Consider the following 17,046-nt stretch of genomic DNA (forward strand, 5'->3'; position numbering starts at 1 on the left):
TCTAGTAGTATGAGGAAAATTAGTAAAAATATGAAAAGGACTTTTCGTGAAATTATCGTATTAGATGAAAAATGAGAGCTCCTTATTCGGAAGCTCTCATTTTTACATATTAAATTTCCTTTATCATAGTCTTATGTGGAATACCAGCATCGAGAAATTCTTCAGAAATGACTTCATAACCTAACTTGCTATAAAAAGGAATGGCATGAGTTTGAGCGTTGAGCTTCAATTTATTAAGTCCACGACTCTTCGCATATTCCTCGATTCCTTCCATAATTACTTTTCCTGCTCCGCCTTTGCGTTTCTCTTGTAAGACGCAAATTCTTTCTACTTTTCCATAGCCCTCGACAACGCGGAATCGGCCTGCACCGATCGGGTCATGATCATCCCATAAGATAAAGTGTGTTGATTCTGCTTCAAGGTGATCAATTTCTTCTTCCTCTGGAACCTTTTGTTCGTCAACGAAGACGATTTTTCGTACGCGATATGCTTCTTTTAATTCTTGTTCATCTGCAACTAATTTAAGCTTCACTTTTCTTTATTCCTTTCCTAGACGAAATGTTTCGTATACCGTCCATGAGCCATTTTCAAGCTGATAGAGAAGGTGGAAACGATCGACCGTATCTTCGTTATTAATCGGCTGTAATCTTAAGGAACTATACACATCAGAATGCTCGTCGTTTGATAGTTTTTGCCCAACCGTGATGTGAGGGACGAAGGCATATTCTTGTGGATGATTCGCTAAGAGATAACTGAGACCTTCATGAAGATCCACGATTTCATGAGAAGGCTCGACTTTCATATAAATCACATTATTGACAGGCTGAAACGAACTAAATTTTGTGACATTGATTTGAAAAGGTGAAAATCGTTTCGCTGCTTCTCTTAATTTTTCAGCTATTTCCTTGATTTGTTCATCACTTTCTTCAAATGTATGAATGAGCGTGATGTGTGGAGGAATGAGTGCGTAATGCGGGTCGTATCTTTTTCGATAAGAATTTGCTTTATCTTGCAGACTTTTTGATGGAAAAATAACAATTCCGTATTTCATAGCAAAACCCCCAAGTTAATAGTATGTAAACGATTGTAATTATTATATCAAATTTTCAGAGTTTCTTCTCAAATAGAAAACATCCTTCTTAGAGCTCGTTTGATATCCGGCTGCCAATAGGTCCAAGTATGGTTTCCTTCAAATTCATCATAGAAGTATGGGAAAGCCTTACTTTCGATTACAATATTTAGTTCACGGTTTGGTGTTAAAAAATCCTCCATAATATTGGATGTCGTCTTTACCTCAGTCTCTTCTTTCCCAATAATATGGTACAAGGATAATAAATGTGGTTGAGTGAAATCCACAACAGCTTCGATTATTTCGTCATTCACATAAGGTGACTGTAGAATTACTTTTCCAAAAGTATGTGGAAATTGTAGGGCAGCCATTAGAGATACTGTTGCCCCTAGAGAATCCCCGATAAGTGCACGTCCCATACCCATTTGATAGCTTGGAAATTGCTCGTCTAAAAATGGAACAAGCTCCTTCGCTAAGAATCGAATATAAGCAGCGTTTTGCTCCCCGTCTGGGTGATATTTTTTTCGACGATCCTGTACGTCCTTATATGGAATCCCAATTATGATAAGGTTTTCAATTTCGCCATCTTTCATAAGCTCATCAGCGACACGGCCAATTCGTCCAAGCTGAAAATAGTCACGACCATCTTGGGCAATCAATAAAGAATATTTGTATAAGGGTGAAAATGATTCAGGTAAATAGATAAGAAGCTGAATCGTTTCTTTTAATTCCTTGCTTTCAAAAAAGTGTTCAGTAATTTTACCTTTAGTCGCAATCAATGAAAATTCCTCCTGTGTCTCAGGATAGTAATAGTTAATCTAGATTTTATCATAGGAATAGGGGAAATACATTTTTGAAGCCATAAAAAATCTTAAGCAAAAGAGTTTTTAATAGGAGTGATTTTCGAAGGATTACTCTGTGTATAGTTGGTATTGTAAGCTAATTTGACAAATGTACATAATATTGTGATAAAATAGAAAACGATGAAAATTAAAAAAGGGGGAAAAGGAATGAAGAAAAAAGGTTTTCTTTTGATAACGATCCTGATATTAGCACTATCGATGTTCCTAGCAGCTTGTGGTAGTAAAAATGAAGAAACTGCGGGCACTGGCGGTGAAGGAGATTCTGCAGAATTACCAGAATTCATCAGCATTCTAACAGGTGGTACTGGTGGTACATATTATCCGTTAGGTGGTTCGTTTGCTGATATTATTACGGACGAAACAGGAATCACTGCAACTGCTCAAACAACGGGAGCATCAGCTGAAAACATGACAACTCTTAAAGCAGGGGATGCTGAGGTTGCTTTCTCTCAAACAGATATTGCTTCTTATGCAAAAGAAGGAACAGCGATGTTTGAAGGGAATGCAGTAGAAAATGTTCAAGCGATTGGAACTCTTTATCCTGAAACGATCCAAATTGTAACAACTGCGAAATCAGGAATTAAGACTGTTGAAGATTTAAAAGGTAAAAAAGTATCCATTGGTGCTCCAGGTTCTGGTACGGCATTAAATGCTGAACAAATTTTGGAAGTCCATGGATTAACATTAGATGATATCAAAAAGCAAGACTTAGATTTTGCTGAGTCTACAGAAGGAATTCAAGATGGAACAATTGATGCAGCATTCATTACGGCTGGAACACCAGCTGGTGCTGTTGAGAGTTTATCTGCAACAACAGACGTAGTAATTGTTCCATTAGAACAAGACAAAATTGATGCGTTAATGGAAAAGTATCCATACTACATCAAAGATGAGGTTACTTCAGGTACTTATGGTTTAACAGAATCAGTTCCTACGGTTGCTGTTTCGGCAATGCTTGTTGTAACGAGCGATCTTTCAGAAGATGCTGTGTATGAAATTACAAAGGCCATTTTTGAAAATCTAGATAAAGTCACGCATGCAAAGGCAAAAGTAATTGATCCTGCGAAGGCTAAGGAAGGCGCTGGAATTGACATTCATCCAGGAGCTCAAAAATACTTCGACGAAAAAGGATATTAATTTTTGAACCTCAATTAATATTAGCAAATATGACCGGCGATAGAACCAAAGAAATGGTTTTTAAGCCGGTCAACTTTCGTTAAGTGGTGAGATTTGAGGCACCATTATAGGTGGGATTCACGTGAAGAAGTGGAGAAAGGGAATCATCATTTTTTTCATCCTCATTTTTGGTATAACTACATTAGTATTCATGCCGATAAAGGAAGCGCTTGTCTTCGAATATCAGAACACAGAAAAAGTGTTAGCCTACCTCCCTTCAAAAAAAGAACAAGCTTTTCAAATCAAATATACTCACTCCATTCATTTATCTGATGTAGTAGAAAGCTATCAAGTCAGTACAGATGGACAACTTAAACAATTTGAGTTACAATTTGAAGATTTTGCTATTGGCATGCCATCAGAGGCAGGGGAGGGAGAAACTTTTGAGGAGAAGAATGGAATCTATTACATAAAAAATATGAATCGAGTTTTTCCTTATTTTGATCTCCGAACTGGAAAGGTAAGAGCGAATCACAAGATTATCTTTGAAGATAGGGAATATCCCTTATCGAACTATATTGAACCAGGAACATGGGTACGAATCAAATTCAAAAGAATAAATCTTTTACAGCGACTGAAAGGAGCGAACATCCTTGATAAATAAAGAAGAATATTTGACGCTGGAGCAACAACAAGAATTAATGGAAAAATATGATCCAGAAGCAGGGACGCGAAAGCTAACTGGAATCTTACGCTGGGTTACGATTATTGGTCTCTTAGCGTTTTCTTTATTCCAGCTTTATACTTCTATTTTTGGAGTTCTGACAGCCCAATTACAGCGTACGATTCATTTAGGATTTGCCCTAGCACTTGTATTTCTTTTATTTCCTGCTAATCGAAAGAAGAGGAAAAATAAACACAAAGTAGCATGGTATGACATGATCCTTGCGGGCTTGTCAGTCGTGATTGGTGCTTATTGGCCTCTTAAAATTGATGAACTTGTCATGAGAGTCGGACAATTGACTACAGTTGATTTTTATATCGGCTTACTTGCTATTTTACTAGTCTTAGAAGCTACTAGACGTGCTGTTGGCCTACCAATCACGATTATCGCTGTTATTTTTATGGTATACGCCTTATTTGGTCAGAATATGCCTGGGTTCCTAGCGCATCGTGGACTTGAATTAGACAGGCTTGTGCAAACGATGTTTTATACAACTGAAGGGATTCTAGGTACACCATTAGCAGTTTCATCTACCTATATTTTTCTCTTCTTGCTCTTTGGTTCCTTCCTTATTAAAACGGGAGTAGGGGAGTACTTTAATGACCTATCAATTGTTGTTGCAGGTAGAAGTATTGGAGGGCCAGCCAAGGTAGCTGTTTTCTCGAGTGCTCTTCAAGGAACGATTAGTGGAAGCTCCGTTGCGAACGTAGTCACTTCAGGTGCATTCACAATACCGATGATGAAAAATCTAGGATACAAGAAAGAATTCGCGGGAGCAGTAGAGGCGGCTTCCTCTACAGGTGGACAAATCATGCCGCCAATTATGGGAGCTGCTGCATTCTTAATGGTCGAATTCATTGGTGGTGGCATCACCTATTGGGATATTGCGAAAGCGGCAGCCATTCCGGCAGTACTCTATTTTGCAGGAATCTGGATTATGACCCATTTTGAGGCAAAGAAAATTGGTCTACGAGGGTTAACGAAAGAAGAAATGCCTGATAAAAAAGAAGTATTGAAAAATATCTATTTATTGATTCCGATTATTGTGGTTGTTCTCTTAATGATGTCTGGTATGAGTATCACTCGTGCTGCATTATGGTCCATCGTTGTCTGTGTCGTAGTAAGTGCGTTTAAGAAAGCTACACGAATGGGTGTTAAGGACTTTATTGATGCTCTTGTGGATGGTGCACGTTCTGCACTGGGCGTAGCTGTTGCCTGTGCTGCTGCAGGGATTATCGTTGGAGTTGTTACAAAAACTGGTTTAGGATTAAAAATGGCAAACGGGCTTCTTGATTTAGCAGGTGGATATTTGATTCCTACCTTATTCTTAACAATGATTACATCATTAATTATTGGAATGGGTTCACCAACGACAGCAAATTACGTTATTACGTCTACGATTGCTGCACCAGCAATCATTTTATTAGGTGTACCTGATTTATCTGCACACTTATTTGTGTTCTATTTCGGCATTATTGCTGACATTACGCCTCCTGTGGCGTTAGCAGCTTTTGCTGCAGCAGGTGTTTCTGGTGGAGAACCGATTCGGACCGGAATCGAATCTTCTAAACTAGCCATTGCGGCGTTTATCATTCCGTATATTTTTGTCTTATCGCCAGAAATATTAATGATTGATACAACTTGGACATACGTCATATGGGTAGTCTTTACGGCTTTTGCGGGTATGATGTGTATTGGGGCTGCTACAGTGGGTTATTGGCTAAGGAAGTTAAATTGGCTTGAAAGAATTATTGGATTTATCGGAGGTATTTGCTTGATTTATCCTGAAACGATTTCTGATATCGTTGGCCTAGTTGCTTTTGCATTACTAATTGCTCTTCAATATCTTTATAAGAAAGAGGATATGGGTAAGCCGGTTGTAGCAAAGCTTAAATAAAAGAAAGTCAGGATCATATGGATCCTGACTTTCTTCATTATATATTAGGAAGCTTTTTCAATGGCTTCTGCTTTTTTAGGATTGAATTGCCCTTCCCATTTTGAAATGACAATCGCTGCAAGTGAGTTACCAATAACATTAACGACAGTACGTCCCATATCAAGAATACGGTCAATACCAGCGATAAAGGCTAAGCCTTCGATTGGCAAACCAACTGTTCCTAACGTTGCAAGTAATACGACAAAGGATACTCCTGGCACACCAGCAATTCCTTTAGATGTAACCATTAACACGAGCATCAAAGAAATTTGATCTGCAATACTCATATCAATTCCGTACATTTGTGCAATGAAAATCGCTGCTAAGGCTTGATACAAGGTAGAACCATCAAGGTTAAAGGAATAACCAGTTGGAATAACGAAAGATGCAATATGCTTCGGACATCCGATTTTTTCAACTTTCTCCATAATTTTTGGCAGAACTGTTTCAGAACTTGCAGTTGAGAAAGCCAAGATCAATTCGTCTTTTAATAGTTTGATTAACTTAAAGATGCTATATCCCGCCATTTTGGCAACAAGTCCTAAGATAACGACAATGAAGAAAATCATCGTACCGTATACTGTTAGGACAAGTTTTCCAAGTGGAACGAGGGAAGAAAGTCCAAACTTAGATACGGTAACACCAATTAAAGCGAAAACTCCGAATGGAGCAAATTTCATAATTTGGTTTGTAGCCCAAAACATCGCATCGGCTACACCTTGGAAGAAAGCAAGAACTGGCTTTCCTTTCTCTCCGATCGCTGATATTCCTAAACCAAGAATAAGCGAGAAGAAAATAACCGCTAACATATCTCCTTCTGCGATGGCAGCGATAGGATTAGTCGGTACGATTTCAACAATCGTATGAATCAGTGATGAATGGCTAGTTTCTTGCGTTTCAGCTGTTTCAACATAGCTATTAATATCTGTTTGTTGTAGGTGACTCCTGTCGACACCTGAACCTGGATGGAAGATATTCGCTGATGCAATTCCAACGATAATCGCGATGGTCGTAATAATCTCAAAATAAAGGATTGATTTACCACCGATTTTTCCCAATTGCTTAAAGTCTCCAACTCCAGCAACAGCAACAATAATACTAGATAAGACGATTGGAATAACGATCATTTTAATTAAGCGGAGAAAGATATCGCCTATAGGTTGTAGGTATGAGGCTGCTGTTGGATTTCCAAAAAAGATGGCACCGACGATAATTCCGAGGACAAGCCCGATAAATATTTGAGTAGCTAAACTAATTTTTTTCATAAACATCTCCTTACCTTTTTGTATTTTTATGTGGAAAATAAAAAGTCTCGGTAAGGGAAACAAGCATCCCTTTTCTGTATGAAAAATAGACACCTAAAGTGTCTGTTGTACAGAAAAAATATAGTGTTCTGTTCCCTTAAAGGCGCTGACGGGGTTAGCTGACGGGTTAGGACTGGAAACATGAGCCCTTTCGACTTAGAATTCACCCCAATAGATTTAAAGCCTACGTTCGGGTCCCCCGCTCTTTTCGAAAAAGATTAAGCGAAAAAAGACATAAAATGATATTATCTTAAAATAGTATAAAAGTAAATGAAAGTTATTGGAAGTCCCATATGACATATGAAAAAAGGCTCAGAAGAAACATTGGTCATGTTTCTTCTGAGCCTTGTAATTAACCTAGTTCACGAAATTGTTTTATCGCCATAACTGATAATATATTTTCAATTTTAAATAGCCTCGATTGTTTTCGTAAATAGCAATAAGCACGAATGGTTGTATCATTAATATGAGTCACGAGGATTTTCCGTTGTGAAATTTGTTTGGAAGAGGAGATGTAAATCATCTCAACTGGTATTTGTTCGTTTAATGATTTTAAAAGCAGCCTATCCATGAAGTATCACCACTTTCGTATTCATATTCTTATTATACCCGAACGTAAGTTCTTTATACAATAAAAATACGAACTTTTGTTCTCGCTTGGTTTTAAAAATTCTATTGACTTTTCCACCTGTCCAAGTATAATAATATCTATACTTCATAAAACGATCTGTTAGCTCAGCTGGGAGAGCATCACCTTGACAGGGTGGGGGTCGGGGGTTCAAGTCCCTCACAGGTCATCAATGCAGTTGTATCAATGGTTTAGCAAGGTTCTTGCAAACTGAGTTGGAAAAGGGTCGAGGGTAGACACTTTTCTAACAATTAAGACCACTTACCTTCTTAAAAAATGAGAAGGAAGTGGTCTTCTTACGTCTAGTCAAGTATTTTTTTATATTTCTTCTTGATGAGATTCATTGTTCTGTTGGAGGATAAAAGAAAGAAACGACAAATAAGCCTAATCTATAATCATTTTTTGAATAGGCTTAAATATATGTTAGAATTTGAGATATAACTATGATGAGGTGGCTAGCCGGTAATCATAGCTTATACCGTGTGTGATTAAATGAAAGATGCTCTTACGTAGTTTATTCACACAAGCGATGGACGCAACTTTATGACATTTGTTATAGGGTTGCGTTTTTAATTTGTCATAATAATCAACAATGTGGTTACTCCCGTATCGACGTAGCTTAATCATAATTTGAATGATAATAAACAGTAGCTTACGTAATTGCTTATTTCCACGCTTGTTAATCTTGTCTTTATAGAACGACTTGCCAGATTGAAAACGTCTTATATCAATACCTGCGAATGCATTGAGTTGTTTATTATTGCTAAATCTGAATATATCTCCAATCTCAGCCATTAGCCTTACAGCTGTATTTGGGCCTATACCCGGAAAGCTTAGGAGGATCTTATACTCTACTCTTTGTTCAGCGATCTTAATCATTTTTTCAGAACACTGGTCTTTTTCATTTAAAAGCTCTTGAAAACGTTTGGAGTAGATTCTTACTTGTTCACAAAGAACATCATCTGATGAAACAGCTGGATAGGATTGTTCCGCAGCTAGTAGTAGTTCCTGTGCTTTCTTTTCAGCCCTGTTCTTAGAAATATTTTTATTGGTATTCGCAATAATTTTGTTTCGTATAACTGTTTTTGAGTGCCCAATTAGAAAGTCAGGGTGTGGGAATAGTTGGGCAATGTTTAGAAACAAATCTGATTTTCTTGTTAAAATAGTCAATTGATTGTTCCTTTGTATAGGAACAATCAATTTTATATGTCTGGGTATGGAAAAATTCTAACTAGATAATTAAGACTCCGTTTATTTTGGTAATTAAATCATTTTCATTCACATATTTGGTAGATAGTGTAAAATGATATTGAAGATTATTATCCAAATGGGTGGTGGAAATGTGGGTACAACTGGCCATTTTAATTGGGAATTTGAAACTATTACGAATCATATGTTGGATATTCTTTTAATTGTTGACCAGAATCAGATTGTTCAATATGCTACGCCTTCTTTTGAAGATATTTTAGGATACAGTTACGAGGATATAATTGGAAGGAATGCGTTTGAGATTCTTTACCCTGAAGACAGGAATCGACTTATTGCATCACATAGGGAAGTATTAAGAACTCAAAAACCAGCGCACGATGAATATCGAGTGTTCCATAGTAATGGTGATGTAAAATATTTAGAATCTCAGGTTACGGTTATTCCTAATAATCCAGAAAATCTTGTTGTCGTAACAATTCGTGATATTACAGTTCGAAAAAAAATCGAAAACGAGCTCCAGAAAAGAAAAAATCGGTACCAAGAATTACAATATAGTTTAAAAGTTTTCTCTAAGGATTTATCAACTGTAACGAGGTTATCAGAACTTGAAAACAGGGTGGTAAAAGAATTAAATGTAGTAATTTCAGAATCTAATCCAGAAATTCTAGTTTATGATAGTGAAAGCCGAAAAGAATTATACTCGGAATTGCAAGCCAACTTACTACAATTAAAAGTTGGAAAGTTACATTTTGATAATGGGAAGATTCTTATTTTGATTGGTAACCGTAGAGAGCAAATTTACATTCTTACGTTAAAAGCTTCGGCAATTAATGAATCCATGGATACGATATGGCTTAAAACTTTGGTTTACTATACCATTATGGTATTTGAGAGAATAAATGTAATTGATAACCTTTTAATGCAACTTGAAACAGCTATTCAAAGGAAAGAAAAGCCTCAGTGGATATCAAGGCTATTGTTTAACCTATCGGAAAGGCAAAGATTGGAATTATCCAGTGAATTGCATGACTCTGTCCTAAATGATCAAATCGAATTATACAATTTATTGAAAGAGCTACTTTTAGAAGAGGACTTTGATAGAGAGGTTTACGATCAACTCAATGGGATATTACAGGGGTTGTTGGATACAATTCACCAGGTCAAGATGACATGTAATGAACTTCGTCCACCAATGCTTAGGGAAATAGGACTTGAAAGAACTCTTAAAAATTTATTTGAAGAAACTCATTTATCATCAACTTTTAAAATAATGTTTAAGTCAGAATTAAATGATCTTATATTAGATGAAGAGAAAACAATTGCTATTTACCGTATTGTACAGGAGTTACTTAATAATGCCGGCAAACATTCTTATGCTACTAAACTTTTCTTCAACATAACATTAATAGATGATAAGTTAAATCTTGAATACTATGACGACGGGAGAGGCTTTGATGTTGAGAAATTGACGCCGTCATTTACTAATATGGGACTTTCAGGAATGAGAGAGAGGATACTAAGTCTTAACGGAAACATAGATATTATCTCTCGACTTGGAAGGGGACTACAAGTAAGGATGCAGATTCCCATTAGTGTATAAAATGGTTAGTATAATTATCAGTATATAGGACTCATTACTTAATATTTATGAATATATTTCCTCATGAAAATGTATGCTGAATTACTACAAAAAAGTAAAAAACCACCTTTGGGGCTGTTTTATTCATGACCCATTGGCGGTTTTTTTCAACAAAATGGAAAGGTAAGAGCGTTCCCGTTTGTTATTGAAGTTAAAGAATAATAATAAGAATAACCAATAAATATCAAGTATTTATTCAGATGTTTAATTAGAAAGATACATGTTTTGTCTTGCAAAGCTCCATCCACTAATTTTTATAAGAAGGAAATACCTAGCCCAAATAGTACAATTAAAAAATATTCAACTTAAATGTTGGCTATTTTTTAATTGTATTTCTGATAGTTAGAAATGAAAAAAAGATAAGAATCTAGAGGAAAATATACATATGTAAGGGGAATAAGACTATGCCAACCTTAGGAAAATCAAATGACGTTTCCGCAAGAGAAATACGCTAACACGCAAGATTTTTTCGGTTTTCTCTCCATATATTCATGTAAACTAAAAATATATAAGTGTAATTCTTAAATCGGAAGGATGTGTAATAAATTGGAAAATAAAGATTCGTACAAATATCTTTTTGATACAATCCTAAACAATACAGTAGATATGCTTTTCATTGTAGATAAAAATCGTCATCTTGTATATGCAACTCCAAGCTGTTACAAGACAACTGGCTATAATCCTGAAGAATTGCTAGATAGGGATTTATTTCTAATGCTTCATCCTGATGATAAAGAATACATGCTGCAAAGGCATAAAAATCTCCTCGATAGTCAGAAAAAGAATTCAACTGAATACCGAATTATTACTAAAGGTGGTGAAATAAGGCACTTCGAATGTAAGACAACACCTCTTCCTGATACGGAGAATTATCTTCAGGTTGTTTCTGTCAGGGATAACACTGAAAGAAAATTAATGGAAATTGAGCTTGAAAGTCGTAAAAATCGGTATCAAGTTCTGCAAGAAAGTTTGAAAAATTTTTCTGGAGATTTATCTTTAGTTATGAAACTAGCTGATCTTGAAGATAGATTGATTAAAGAGTTGGAAACAATTTTGCCAGGATCCGAGCCAAACCTCTTATCGTTTGACCTAAAAGACTTTAGCAATGTTTCAAATGAACTACCGCCTGAATTTGCCAACCTAAAAGTTGGGAAAATAGAGACTATAAAAAAAAAGACATTCATTAAAATTGGAGAACTAAAGAGGAAGGTATACATCCTTTCACTAAATGCAGGTGCAGTTCATGAAAAAATGGAGTCAATTTGGCTGGAAACCTTTTCACAGTATACGATGATGGTTTTTGAAAACTTACATGTTATCGAGAATTTAATTATGCAATTAGAGGAGACTATGCAAAATTGGGAAACACCACAATGGGTGCTACGACTTTTGTTTAACCTACAGGAACAGCAACGTATGACTCTATCAAGTGATTTACATGACACGGTTCTACAGGATCAAATTGATTTATATAGAAGATTAGAATCACTGTTAAATAAATATGAAATCGAAAAGGATAGTAAAGCCAAGCTTAAGGAGATTGAACAAGGATTGCTTGACATCATACACAAGATCCGTGTGACATGTAATGAGTTGCGGCCTCCTTTACTTAGAGAACTTGGACTCGAAAGAGCATTGGAAAACTTGTTTGAACATATTCAAGTTACGTCAACATTTAAAATTAATTTTACTGCAGAAAATACATCTTTCCTTAATTTTAATGAGGAACAAACGATAGGAATCTATCGAATTGTTCAAGAATTGCTAAACAATGCTGAAAATCATTCAAGGGCTTCGGTATTAAACTTTAATATTCACTGTAATGACTTTCAACTTAAAATGGAGTATACGGATGATGGAATTGGATTGGATACGGTTAAACTTAATCCTTCCTTCAATAGTATGGGGTTAACAGGTATTACCCAAAGGGTTCAAAGTCTGGGAGGAAAAATTGAACTTTTTTCAAAGCCAGGAAACGGATTAAAGGTATTTATCGAGCTACCAATAAATGATAAAAGGGGTTTATTATGACTAAGATATTGATTGTTGATGACCACTTATCCATCATTGAAGGAACAAAGTTGATTTTAGAACAGGAGACTGATTTTGAAATTACTGTGGAAAACAGTTCATTGAATGCAATGAATCAAATAATGCTAAACCATTATGATGTCTTGCTATTTGATTTGTATATGCCACATTTGAATGGTCTTGAACTCTCAAAGCAAGCATTAGCATATAACCCGGACCTAATAATATTAATTTATACAGGTTTTGATATAAAACCACATTTTAATTTACTGGTTGAAACGGGAGTGTCAGGATTTTTGTCAAAAACCTCATCTAGGGATGAACTGGTAGCGGGGATTAGATGTGCTTTAAGAAAGCAAGTTGTCCTACCTCTATCGTTGGTTAGGGAGTTAAGGAGGCCAGGAATTATTGCAGATGGTTCCTGTTCAAATGGAAAAGTTATTTTGACAACAATGGAAGAAGAGATCCTAAAGGAGCTAAGCAAAGGGAAAAGTACCAGAGAAATTGCTGTGACCTTATCAATGAGCCAAAGATCATTAGAATATAATTTAACCGGGCTATACCAAAAGTTTGGAGTAAGAACTAGGGTAGATACTATTTCAAAAGCAAAACAGCTAGGGTTGATCCCTGAGGAAGAGCTTAAATAATGATTTTCTATAAACTTAGGCTATTTTCGAAAACTTTAAATGAATATCAATAATTTAATATTATAGAATTTCAAAGAGGAAAGATTTGGGATTGATAGAGAGGACAAGACTTTAGCAAGGTCTTGTCTTTTTAAGAAACTTTCAACATTTATACTGGGGTACGATTTGATTTTTGACAGGCAGAAGTAAGCTTTGCTCCACTCGATTAGTTCAAACAAACGTTGACCAAATCCATTTGTCGATACCATAAAATTCACTTATTTTTTCTAATTATTCCGATGATTAGTGATTATGAAATTAAGTAGCCTCAGTGCAATAACTGAATGAGGCTGCTTTTTTCTGTTACTTTAAAGTTAAAAGTAAATATTTTTAGAAATAAAATTACAAATACTTGCGGTACCACCACTAAAATATTTCGGGGGCATTCAAAAAGTCTGCGTTTTTATAACTGCATAAAATCAGTACAATGAAAATGCTCATAAGTTTCAAATTGATCTTATAAAACGAAATACAAAGTGGGGGTTGAAGTAATGATTTATTAACTTGGGGTGATACAAAGGTTGGAGTTATCATAATTGAGCTTTTCTACAAAAAAGTCAATTTCATTGAAAGGGAGAATCTGCTGCTAACAAGAGGAAGTAGATTATGAAAAACAACAAATTATTGAAGTTGTCGAATTGCTTAAATTTATCTACACTCGTGGAAAAATTTAATAAATGAAACGGAAAAGAAAAACAACTTCAACCTATATCAGCAATACCAGATTAAAGGTTTAGCTAAATTGAATAGTTTTTAATTTTCAGCGTGTGAAGAAGTACTGGAATGTAAAATTAATATAATTTTGGAGGTAAGGAAATGGATATTAAACAAAATAAGAAAAGTAAAAAGAAAGTTGTTATTTTTTCTATTGTGGGATTACTAATAATATTTTTGGTCACGTCGTTATTATTTCCACAAAATGATTATGGAGATTACGAGGAAGAAAATGTCGAGAAAGGGGACATAACGACCTATTACAGTTTTTCAGGGTCAGTAGATGCAAAAAGCAGACAGAACGTTATTAGTACAAAAGAAATGCATATTGAAGAAGTTTTAGTAAGAGTCGGAGATCAAGTAAAAAAAGATGATGTTTTGTTTATCAACTCCGATGGAGAGAAAACAAGAGCGGAAATTGATGGAGAAGTATCTAAAGTTAATATTAAGAGCAATAGTCATGCGCTCAAGGGGTCACAGTTGATAGACATAGTTAACTATAGCGATTTACACGTAAGCGTAAAGGTTGATGAGTATGACTTAAAATATGTAGCGGTGGATCAAGAGGTAAATGTAACAATAAACGCCCTTGAAAAAGAAATAAAGGGTAAAGTCTATGCTATCTCTAAGGAGGCTACAAATGAAAATGGAATATCCTATTTTACAGCGATGATTGATATCAACAAAGATGAAAAGATTAGGGTGGGAATGAGTGCAGAGACTAGAATTTTGAAAGATGATGTAAAAGGAGTCCCGACTGTATCATTGAAAGCTATACAATTCGATAGTAAAAATAAGCCTTATGTATTGAAAGTTTCAGAAAAAGGAGAGCCAATCAAAAAATATGTTCAAGCTGGCATTAATGATGGGACAACAATAGAAATTAATAATGGTATTAGTATAGGAGATAAAGTAATGATCCCGAAAACATTTAATCAGGACAGTGGCGCTGAAATGATGCACGGTGGAGGAGAAAAATAATGAGGGATCGCATTCTCAAGATGAATCAGATCAAAAAAGCTTACTACATGGGAGTTCAAGAACAAATAGTATTGAATTATATTGACCTTACCGTGAATAGGGGGGATTTTGTTGCGATTCTAGGGCCGTCAGGTTCGGGGAAAACAACTCTCATGAATATTATTGGATGTCTTGATTCTCCATCAAGTGGTGACTATACTTTATCGAATCAAAAAGTTAATGAACTAGATGATAAGCAGTTAGCAGCGATTAGAAACAAAGAAATTGGATTTGTGTTTCAGCAATTTCAACTTCTGCCACGATTAAATGCACTGCAAAATGTGGAACTTCCACTTGTTTACTCCGGAGTGAGTGAAAAAGAAAGACGAAAAAGAGCGATTGAAATGCTTGTTAGAGTAGGACTTGAAGATAAATTGCAAAATCGCCCCAATCAGCTTTCAGGTGGTCAACAACAAAGAGTTGCAATTGCAAGAGCAATGGTTACAACACCCACCATTTTACTGGCAGATGAGCCAACAGGAGCATTAGATCAAAAAACAGGTCAACAGATTATGAATCTTTTTCATGAAATAAATGAGGAAGGAAAAACAATCATAATGATTACTCATGATAAAGAAATTGCTACAAATGCAAGAAGAATTGTTCATATTCTTGATGGTCAGCTTAGAGAGGAGAGAGCGTGATGGTTAAGGAAAATATACGAATGTCCTGGATGAATGTAATCCACAATAAAATGAGGTCCGCTCTAACCATCCTAGGAATTGTAATTGGTGTAAGTTCTATAATTGCCCTTATCACAATCGGTAAAAGTTCAATGAACGATATGACGAGTGAGTTTGCTTCATTCGGTGCAGACAAAATAACAGTTCAGGTAACAGGAACTCCATTAAAGCAGGGACTTACTAATAGTGATATTGAAAAACTAAAGAGTATTGAAAGTGTTGCTGGACTTTCCCCGACCCTCACTGGTAATACAACTATTGTGGGTTCGGGTATCGAAAAAACAAATATAGTAGTTCAAGGGAAAAATGATGTTTACTTTACCAAGAATAATAACATTATAGAAGAGGGTAGAGGTATTAACATTTTAGATATTGAAAGTGAGAATATGGTTTGCTTAATAGGATCCAACATTGCAAGGGAACTGTTTTTTGGAGAAGATCCAATCGGTAAAAAGCTGATTATTGGCGGAGTTTCCTCCACTGTTATAGGCACTCTAAATGAATCTAGCAATTTTTCAAGTACATCAATGAATGACTCAGTGATTGTTCCATATACGTCATCCATGAGCTTACTAGGGACCGGGTTTATATCAAGTGTTGATGTATATATGAAGAATTCCAAGCAAGCTGAAAAAATAACAGAGGATATTGAATCAGTATTATATGAAGCTTTTAACGGAAAAAAAGAAGGGTTTTCAGTGATGAATATGGAGGATATGCTTTCTTCGATCAACAAAATAACAAATATGTTATCGATGATGCTTGGAGGAATTGCTTCTATTTCTCTCTTCGTCGGAGGAATTGGTATTATGAACATGATGCTCGTTTCAGTAACAGAAAGAACAGCAGAAATTGGTTTAAGAAAGGCGCTTGGAGCTGAACCTAAGCGGATCCAACAACAGTTTTTAATGGAAGCAGTATTTCTATCACTTATTGGTGGAATAATTGGATTGTTATTTGGAGTATTGATTGCATTTATTGTTTGTACGTTTATTGGTGCAACTTTTACTCTTACAACTTCAACTGTTTTGTTGGCTCTTGGGTTTTCGGCAGCAATTGGAATTATTTTTGGTATTGCACCTGCGAAGAAGGCTTCTAATTTGAATCCTATTGATGCATTGAGAAGCGTTTAGTAGAAAATATTTGGTGTAAATAAGTGTTTGTCTATTCAAAATATGTCCAGCAAGTTGAAATTGATAGCTTATTTTTTACACTAATTACGAAATTGCTTGGAAATTATGTCTAAGATTGCTTGTATAAAAATAATCTTTCCCATGAGTAGTATTGGAACATTCATGGTACTAAACTAAGTAGACTAAACCACTTTATTAATGTTTTATTATCAGAATTAAGGCTGCGTAGCAGCCTTAATTTTATCTATAATTCTGATAAAAAAAGATATCAGATTCCTGCTAATTTTAGAC

General features: G+C 35.5%; 14 protein-coding genes, 1 tRNA gene, 1 pseudogene and 1 riboswitch. Of the genes and pseudogenes, 10 read left to right on the plus strand and 6 right to left on the minus strand.

Annotation, left to right across the window (positions count from 1 at the left end):
* Window positions 1–109: 109 nt before the first annotated feature.
* The 3 genes from FA727_RS01830 to FA727_RS01840 form a co-directional block, all read right to left on the minus strand.
* Complete coding sequence (locus FA727_RS01830) at window positions 110–532, minus strand: GNAT family N-acetyltransferase (protein ID WP_136829029.1); 423 nt, start codon at window positions 530–532, stop codon at window positions 110–112.
* A gap of 6 nt (window positions 533–538) precedes the next feature.
* A complete protein-coding gene (locus tag FA727_RS01835) occupies window positions 539–1,051 on the minus strand; it encodes a YjcG family protein (RefSeq protein WP_136829030.1) in 513 nt (170 codons plus the stop codon).
* A gap of 68 nt (window positions 1,052–1,119) precedes the next feature.
* On the minus strand, window positions 1,120–1,845 hold the full coding sequence (locus FA727_RS01840) for an alpha/beta hydrolase (RefSeq protein WP_438646618.1): 726 nt from the start codon (window positions 1,843–1,845) through the stop codon (window positions 1,120–1,122).
* 234 nt (window positions 1,846–2,079) lie between these two features.
* Between FA727_RS01840 and FA727_RS01845 the strand changes: the two genes are divergently transcribed.
* From FA727_RS01845 to FA727_RS01855, 3 genes are all read left to right on the plus strand, one after another.
* Window positions 2,080–3,069, plus strand: a complete 990-nt coding sequence (locus FA727_RS01845; protein ID WP_136829032.1) for a TAXI family TRAP transporter solute-binding subunit — start codon at window positions 2,080–2,082, stop codon at window positions 3,067–3,069.
* A gap of 121 nt (window positions 3,070–3,190) precedes the next feature.
* Complete coding sequence (locus FA727_RS01850; RefSeq protein WP_246041659.1) at window positions 3,191–3,712, plus strand: DUF1850 domain-containing protein; 522 nt, start codon at window positions 3,191–3,193, stop codon at window positions 3,710–3,712.
* A complete protein-coding gene (locus FA727_RS01855; protein ID WP_136829033.1) occupies window positions 3,702–5,669 on the plus strand; it encodes a TRAP transporter permease in 1,968 nt (655 codons plus the stop codon). The genes FA727_RS01850 and FA727_RS01855 overlap by 11 nt, the downstream gene beginning before the upstream one ends.
* 44 nt (window positions 5,670–5,713) lie before the next feature.
* Here FA727_RS01855 and FA727_RS01860 read toward each other — a convergent pair whose 3' ends face one another.
* Both FA727_RS01860 and FA727_RS01865 read right to left on the minus strand, forming a co-directional pair.
* Complete coding sequence (locus FA727_RS01860; protein ID WP_136829034.1) at window positions 5,714–6,973, minus strand: cation:dicarboxylate symporter family transporter; 1,260 nt, start codon at window positions 6,971–6,973, stop codon at window positions 5,714–5,716.
* 128 nt (window positions 6,974–7,101) lie between these two features.
* Window positions 7,102–7,247, minus strand: a riboswitch (cyclic di-AMP (ydaO/yuaA leader).
* Between the two features lie 117 nt (window positions 7,248–7,364).
* A complete protein-coding gene (locus tag FA727_RS01865) occupies window positions 7,365–7,583 on the minus strand; it encodes a WYL domain-containing protein (protein WP_136829035.1) in 219 nt (72 codons plus the stop codon).
* A 153-nt stretch (window positions 7,584–7,736) separates the two neighbouring features.
* On the opposite strand from FA727_RS01865, the gene FA727_RS01870 reads away from it, so the two are divergent.
* A tRNA-Val gene (locus tag FA727_RS01870) sits at window positions 7,737–7,809 on the plus strand.
* Window positions 7,810–8,081: 272 nt separating this feature from the next.
* On the opposite strand, the pseudogene FA727_RS01875 reads toward FA727_RS01870, so the two are convergent.
* A pseudogene (locus tag FA727_RS01875) lies at window positions 8,082–8,804 on the minus strand (transposase); the annotation flags it as partial.
* 163 nt (window positions 8,805–8,967) lie between these two features.
* Here FA727_RS01875 and FA727_RS01880 point away from each other — a divergent pair.
* The 6 genes from FA727_RS01880 to FA727_RS01905 all read left to right on the plus strand — a co-directional run bounded on the left by FA727_RS01880 (window position 8,968) and on the right by FA727_RS01905 (window position 16,755).
* On the plus strand, window positions 8,968–10,449 hold the full coding sequence (locus FA727_RS01880; RefSeq protein WP_136830992.1) for a PAS domain-containing sensor histidine kinase: 1,482 nt from the start codon (window positions 8,968–8,970) through the stop codon (window positions 10,447–10,449).
* Window positions 10,450–11,034: 585 nt separating this feature from the next.
* Complete coding sequence (locus FA727_RS01885; protein WP_246041660.1) at window positions 11,035–12,519, plus strand: PAS domain-containing sensor histidine kinase; 1,485 nt, start codon at window positions 11,035–11,037, stop codon at window positions 12,517–12,519.
* The gene (locus FA727_RS01890) at window positions 12,516–13,166 is read left to right on the plus strand and encodes a response regulator transcription factor (RefSeq protein ID WP_136829037.1); all 651 of its coding nucleotides are present in this window, start codon (window positions 12,516–12,518) and stop codon (window positions 13,164–13,166) included. Before FA727_RS01885 ends, FA727_RS01890 begins: the two co-directional genes overlap by 4 nt.
* 855 nt (window positions 13,167–14,021) lie before the next feature.
* Window positions 14,022–14,900, plus strand: coding sequence for an efflux RND transporter periplasmic adaptor subunit (locus FA727_RS01895; protein ID WP_136829038.1), 879 nt, complete (start codon window positions 14,022–14,024; stop codon window positions 14,898–14,900).
* Complete coding sequence (locus FA727_RS01900; protein WP_136829039.1) at window positions 14,900–15,583, plus strand: ABC transporter ATP-binding protein; 684 nt, start codon at window positions 14,900–14,902, stop codon at window positions 15,581–15,583. The genes FA727_RS01895 and FA727_RS01900 overlap by 1 nt, the downstream gene beginning before the upstream one ends.
* Entirely contained in the window at window positions 15,583–16,755 is a 1,173-nt protein-coding gene (locus FA727_RS01905; RefSeq protein WP_136829040.1) for an ABC transporter permease, read from the plus strand. The genes FA727_RS01900 and FA727_RS01905 overlap by 1 nt, the downstream gene beginning before the upstream one ends.
* The last annotated feature ends 291 nt before the right edge of the window (window positions 16,756–17,046 follow it).

It is taken from the genome of Robertmurraya kyonggiensis (assembly GCF_005116465.1).
In the GTDB taxonomy this organism is placed as follows: domain Bacteria; phylum Bacillota; class Bacilli; order Bacillales; family Cytobacillaceae; genus Robertmurraya; species Robertmurraya kyonggiensis.

What these genes read in the sequence shown, in the direction of transcription:
- FA727_RS01835 (WP_136829030.1), bottom strand. Translation starts at nt 1,051, where the DNA reads ATGAAATACGGAATTGTTATTTTTCCATCAAAAAGTCTGCAAGATAAA.
- FA727_RS01895 (WP_136829038.1), top strand. Translation starts at nt 14,022, where the DNA reads ATGGATATTAAACAAAATAAGAAAAGTAAAAAGAAAGTTGTTATTTTT.
- FA727_RS01905 (WP_136829040.1), top strand. Translation starts at nt 15,583, where the DNA reads ATGGTTAAGGAAAATATACGAATGTCCTGGATGAATGTAATCCACAAT.
- FA727_RS01845 (WP_136829032.1), top strand. Translation starts at nt 2,080, where the DNA reads ATGAAGAAAAAAGGTTTTCTTTTGATAACGATCCTGATATTAGCACTA.
- FA727_RS01890 (WP_136829037.1), top strand. Translation starts at nt 12,516, where the DNA reads ATGACTAAGATATTGATTGTTGATGACCACTTATCCATCATTGAAGGA.
- FA727_RS01900 (WP_136829039.1), top strand. Translation starts at nt 14,900, where the DNA reads ATGAGGGATCGCATTCTCAAGATGAATCAGATCAAAAAAGCTTACTAC.
- FA727_RS01860 (WP_136829034.1), bottom strand. Translation starts at nt 6,973, where the DNA reads ATGAAAAAAATTAGTTTAGCTACTCAAATATTTATCGGGCTTGTCCTC.
- FA727_RS01880 (WP_136830992.1), top strand. Translation starts at nt 8,968, where the DNA reads ATGGGTGGTGGAAATGTGGGTACAACTGGCCATTTTAATTGGGAATTT.
- FA727_RS01865 (WP_136829035.1), bottom strand. Translation starts at nt 7,583, where the DNA reads ATGGATAGGCTGCTTTTAAAATCATTAAACGAACAAATACCAGTTGAG.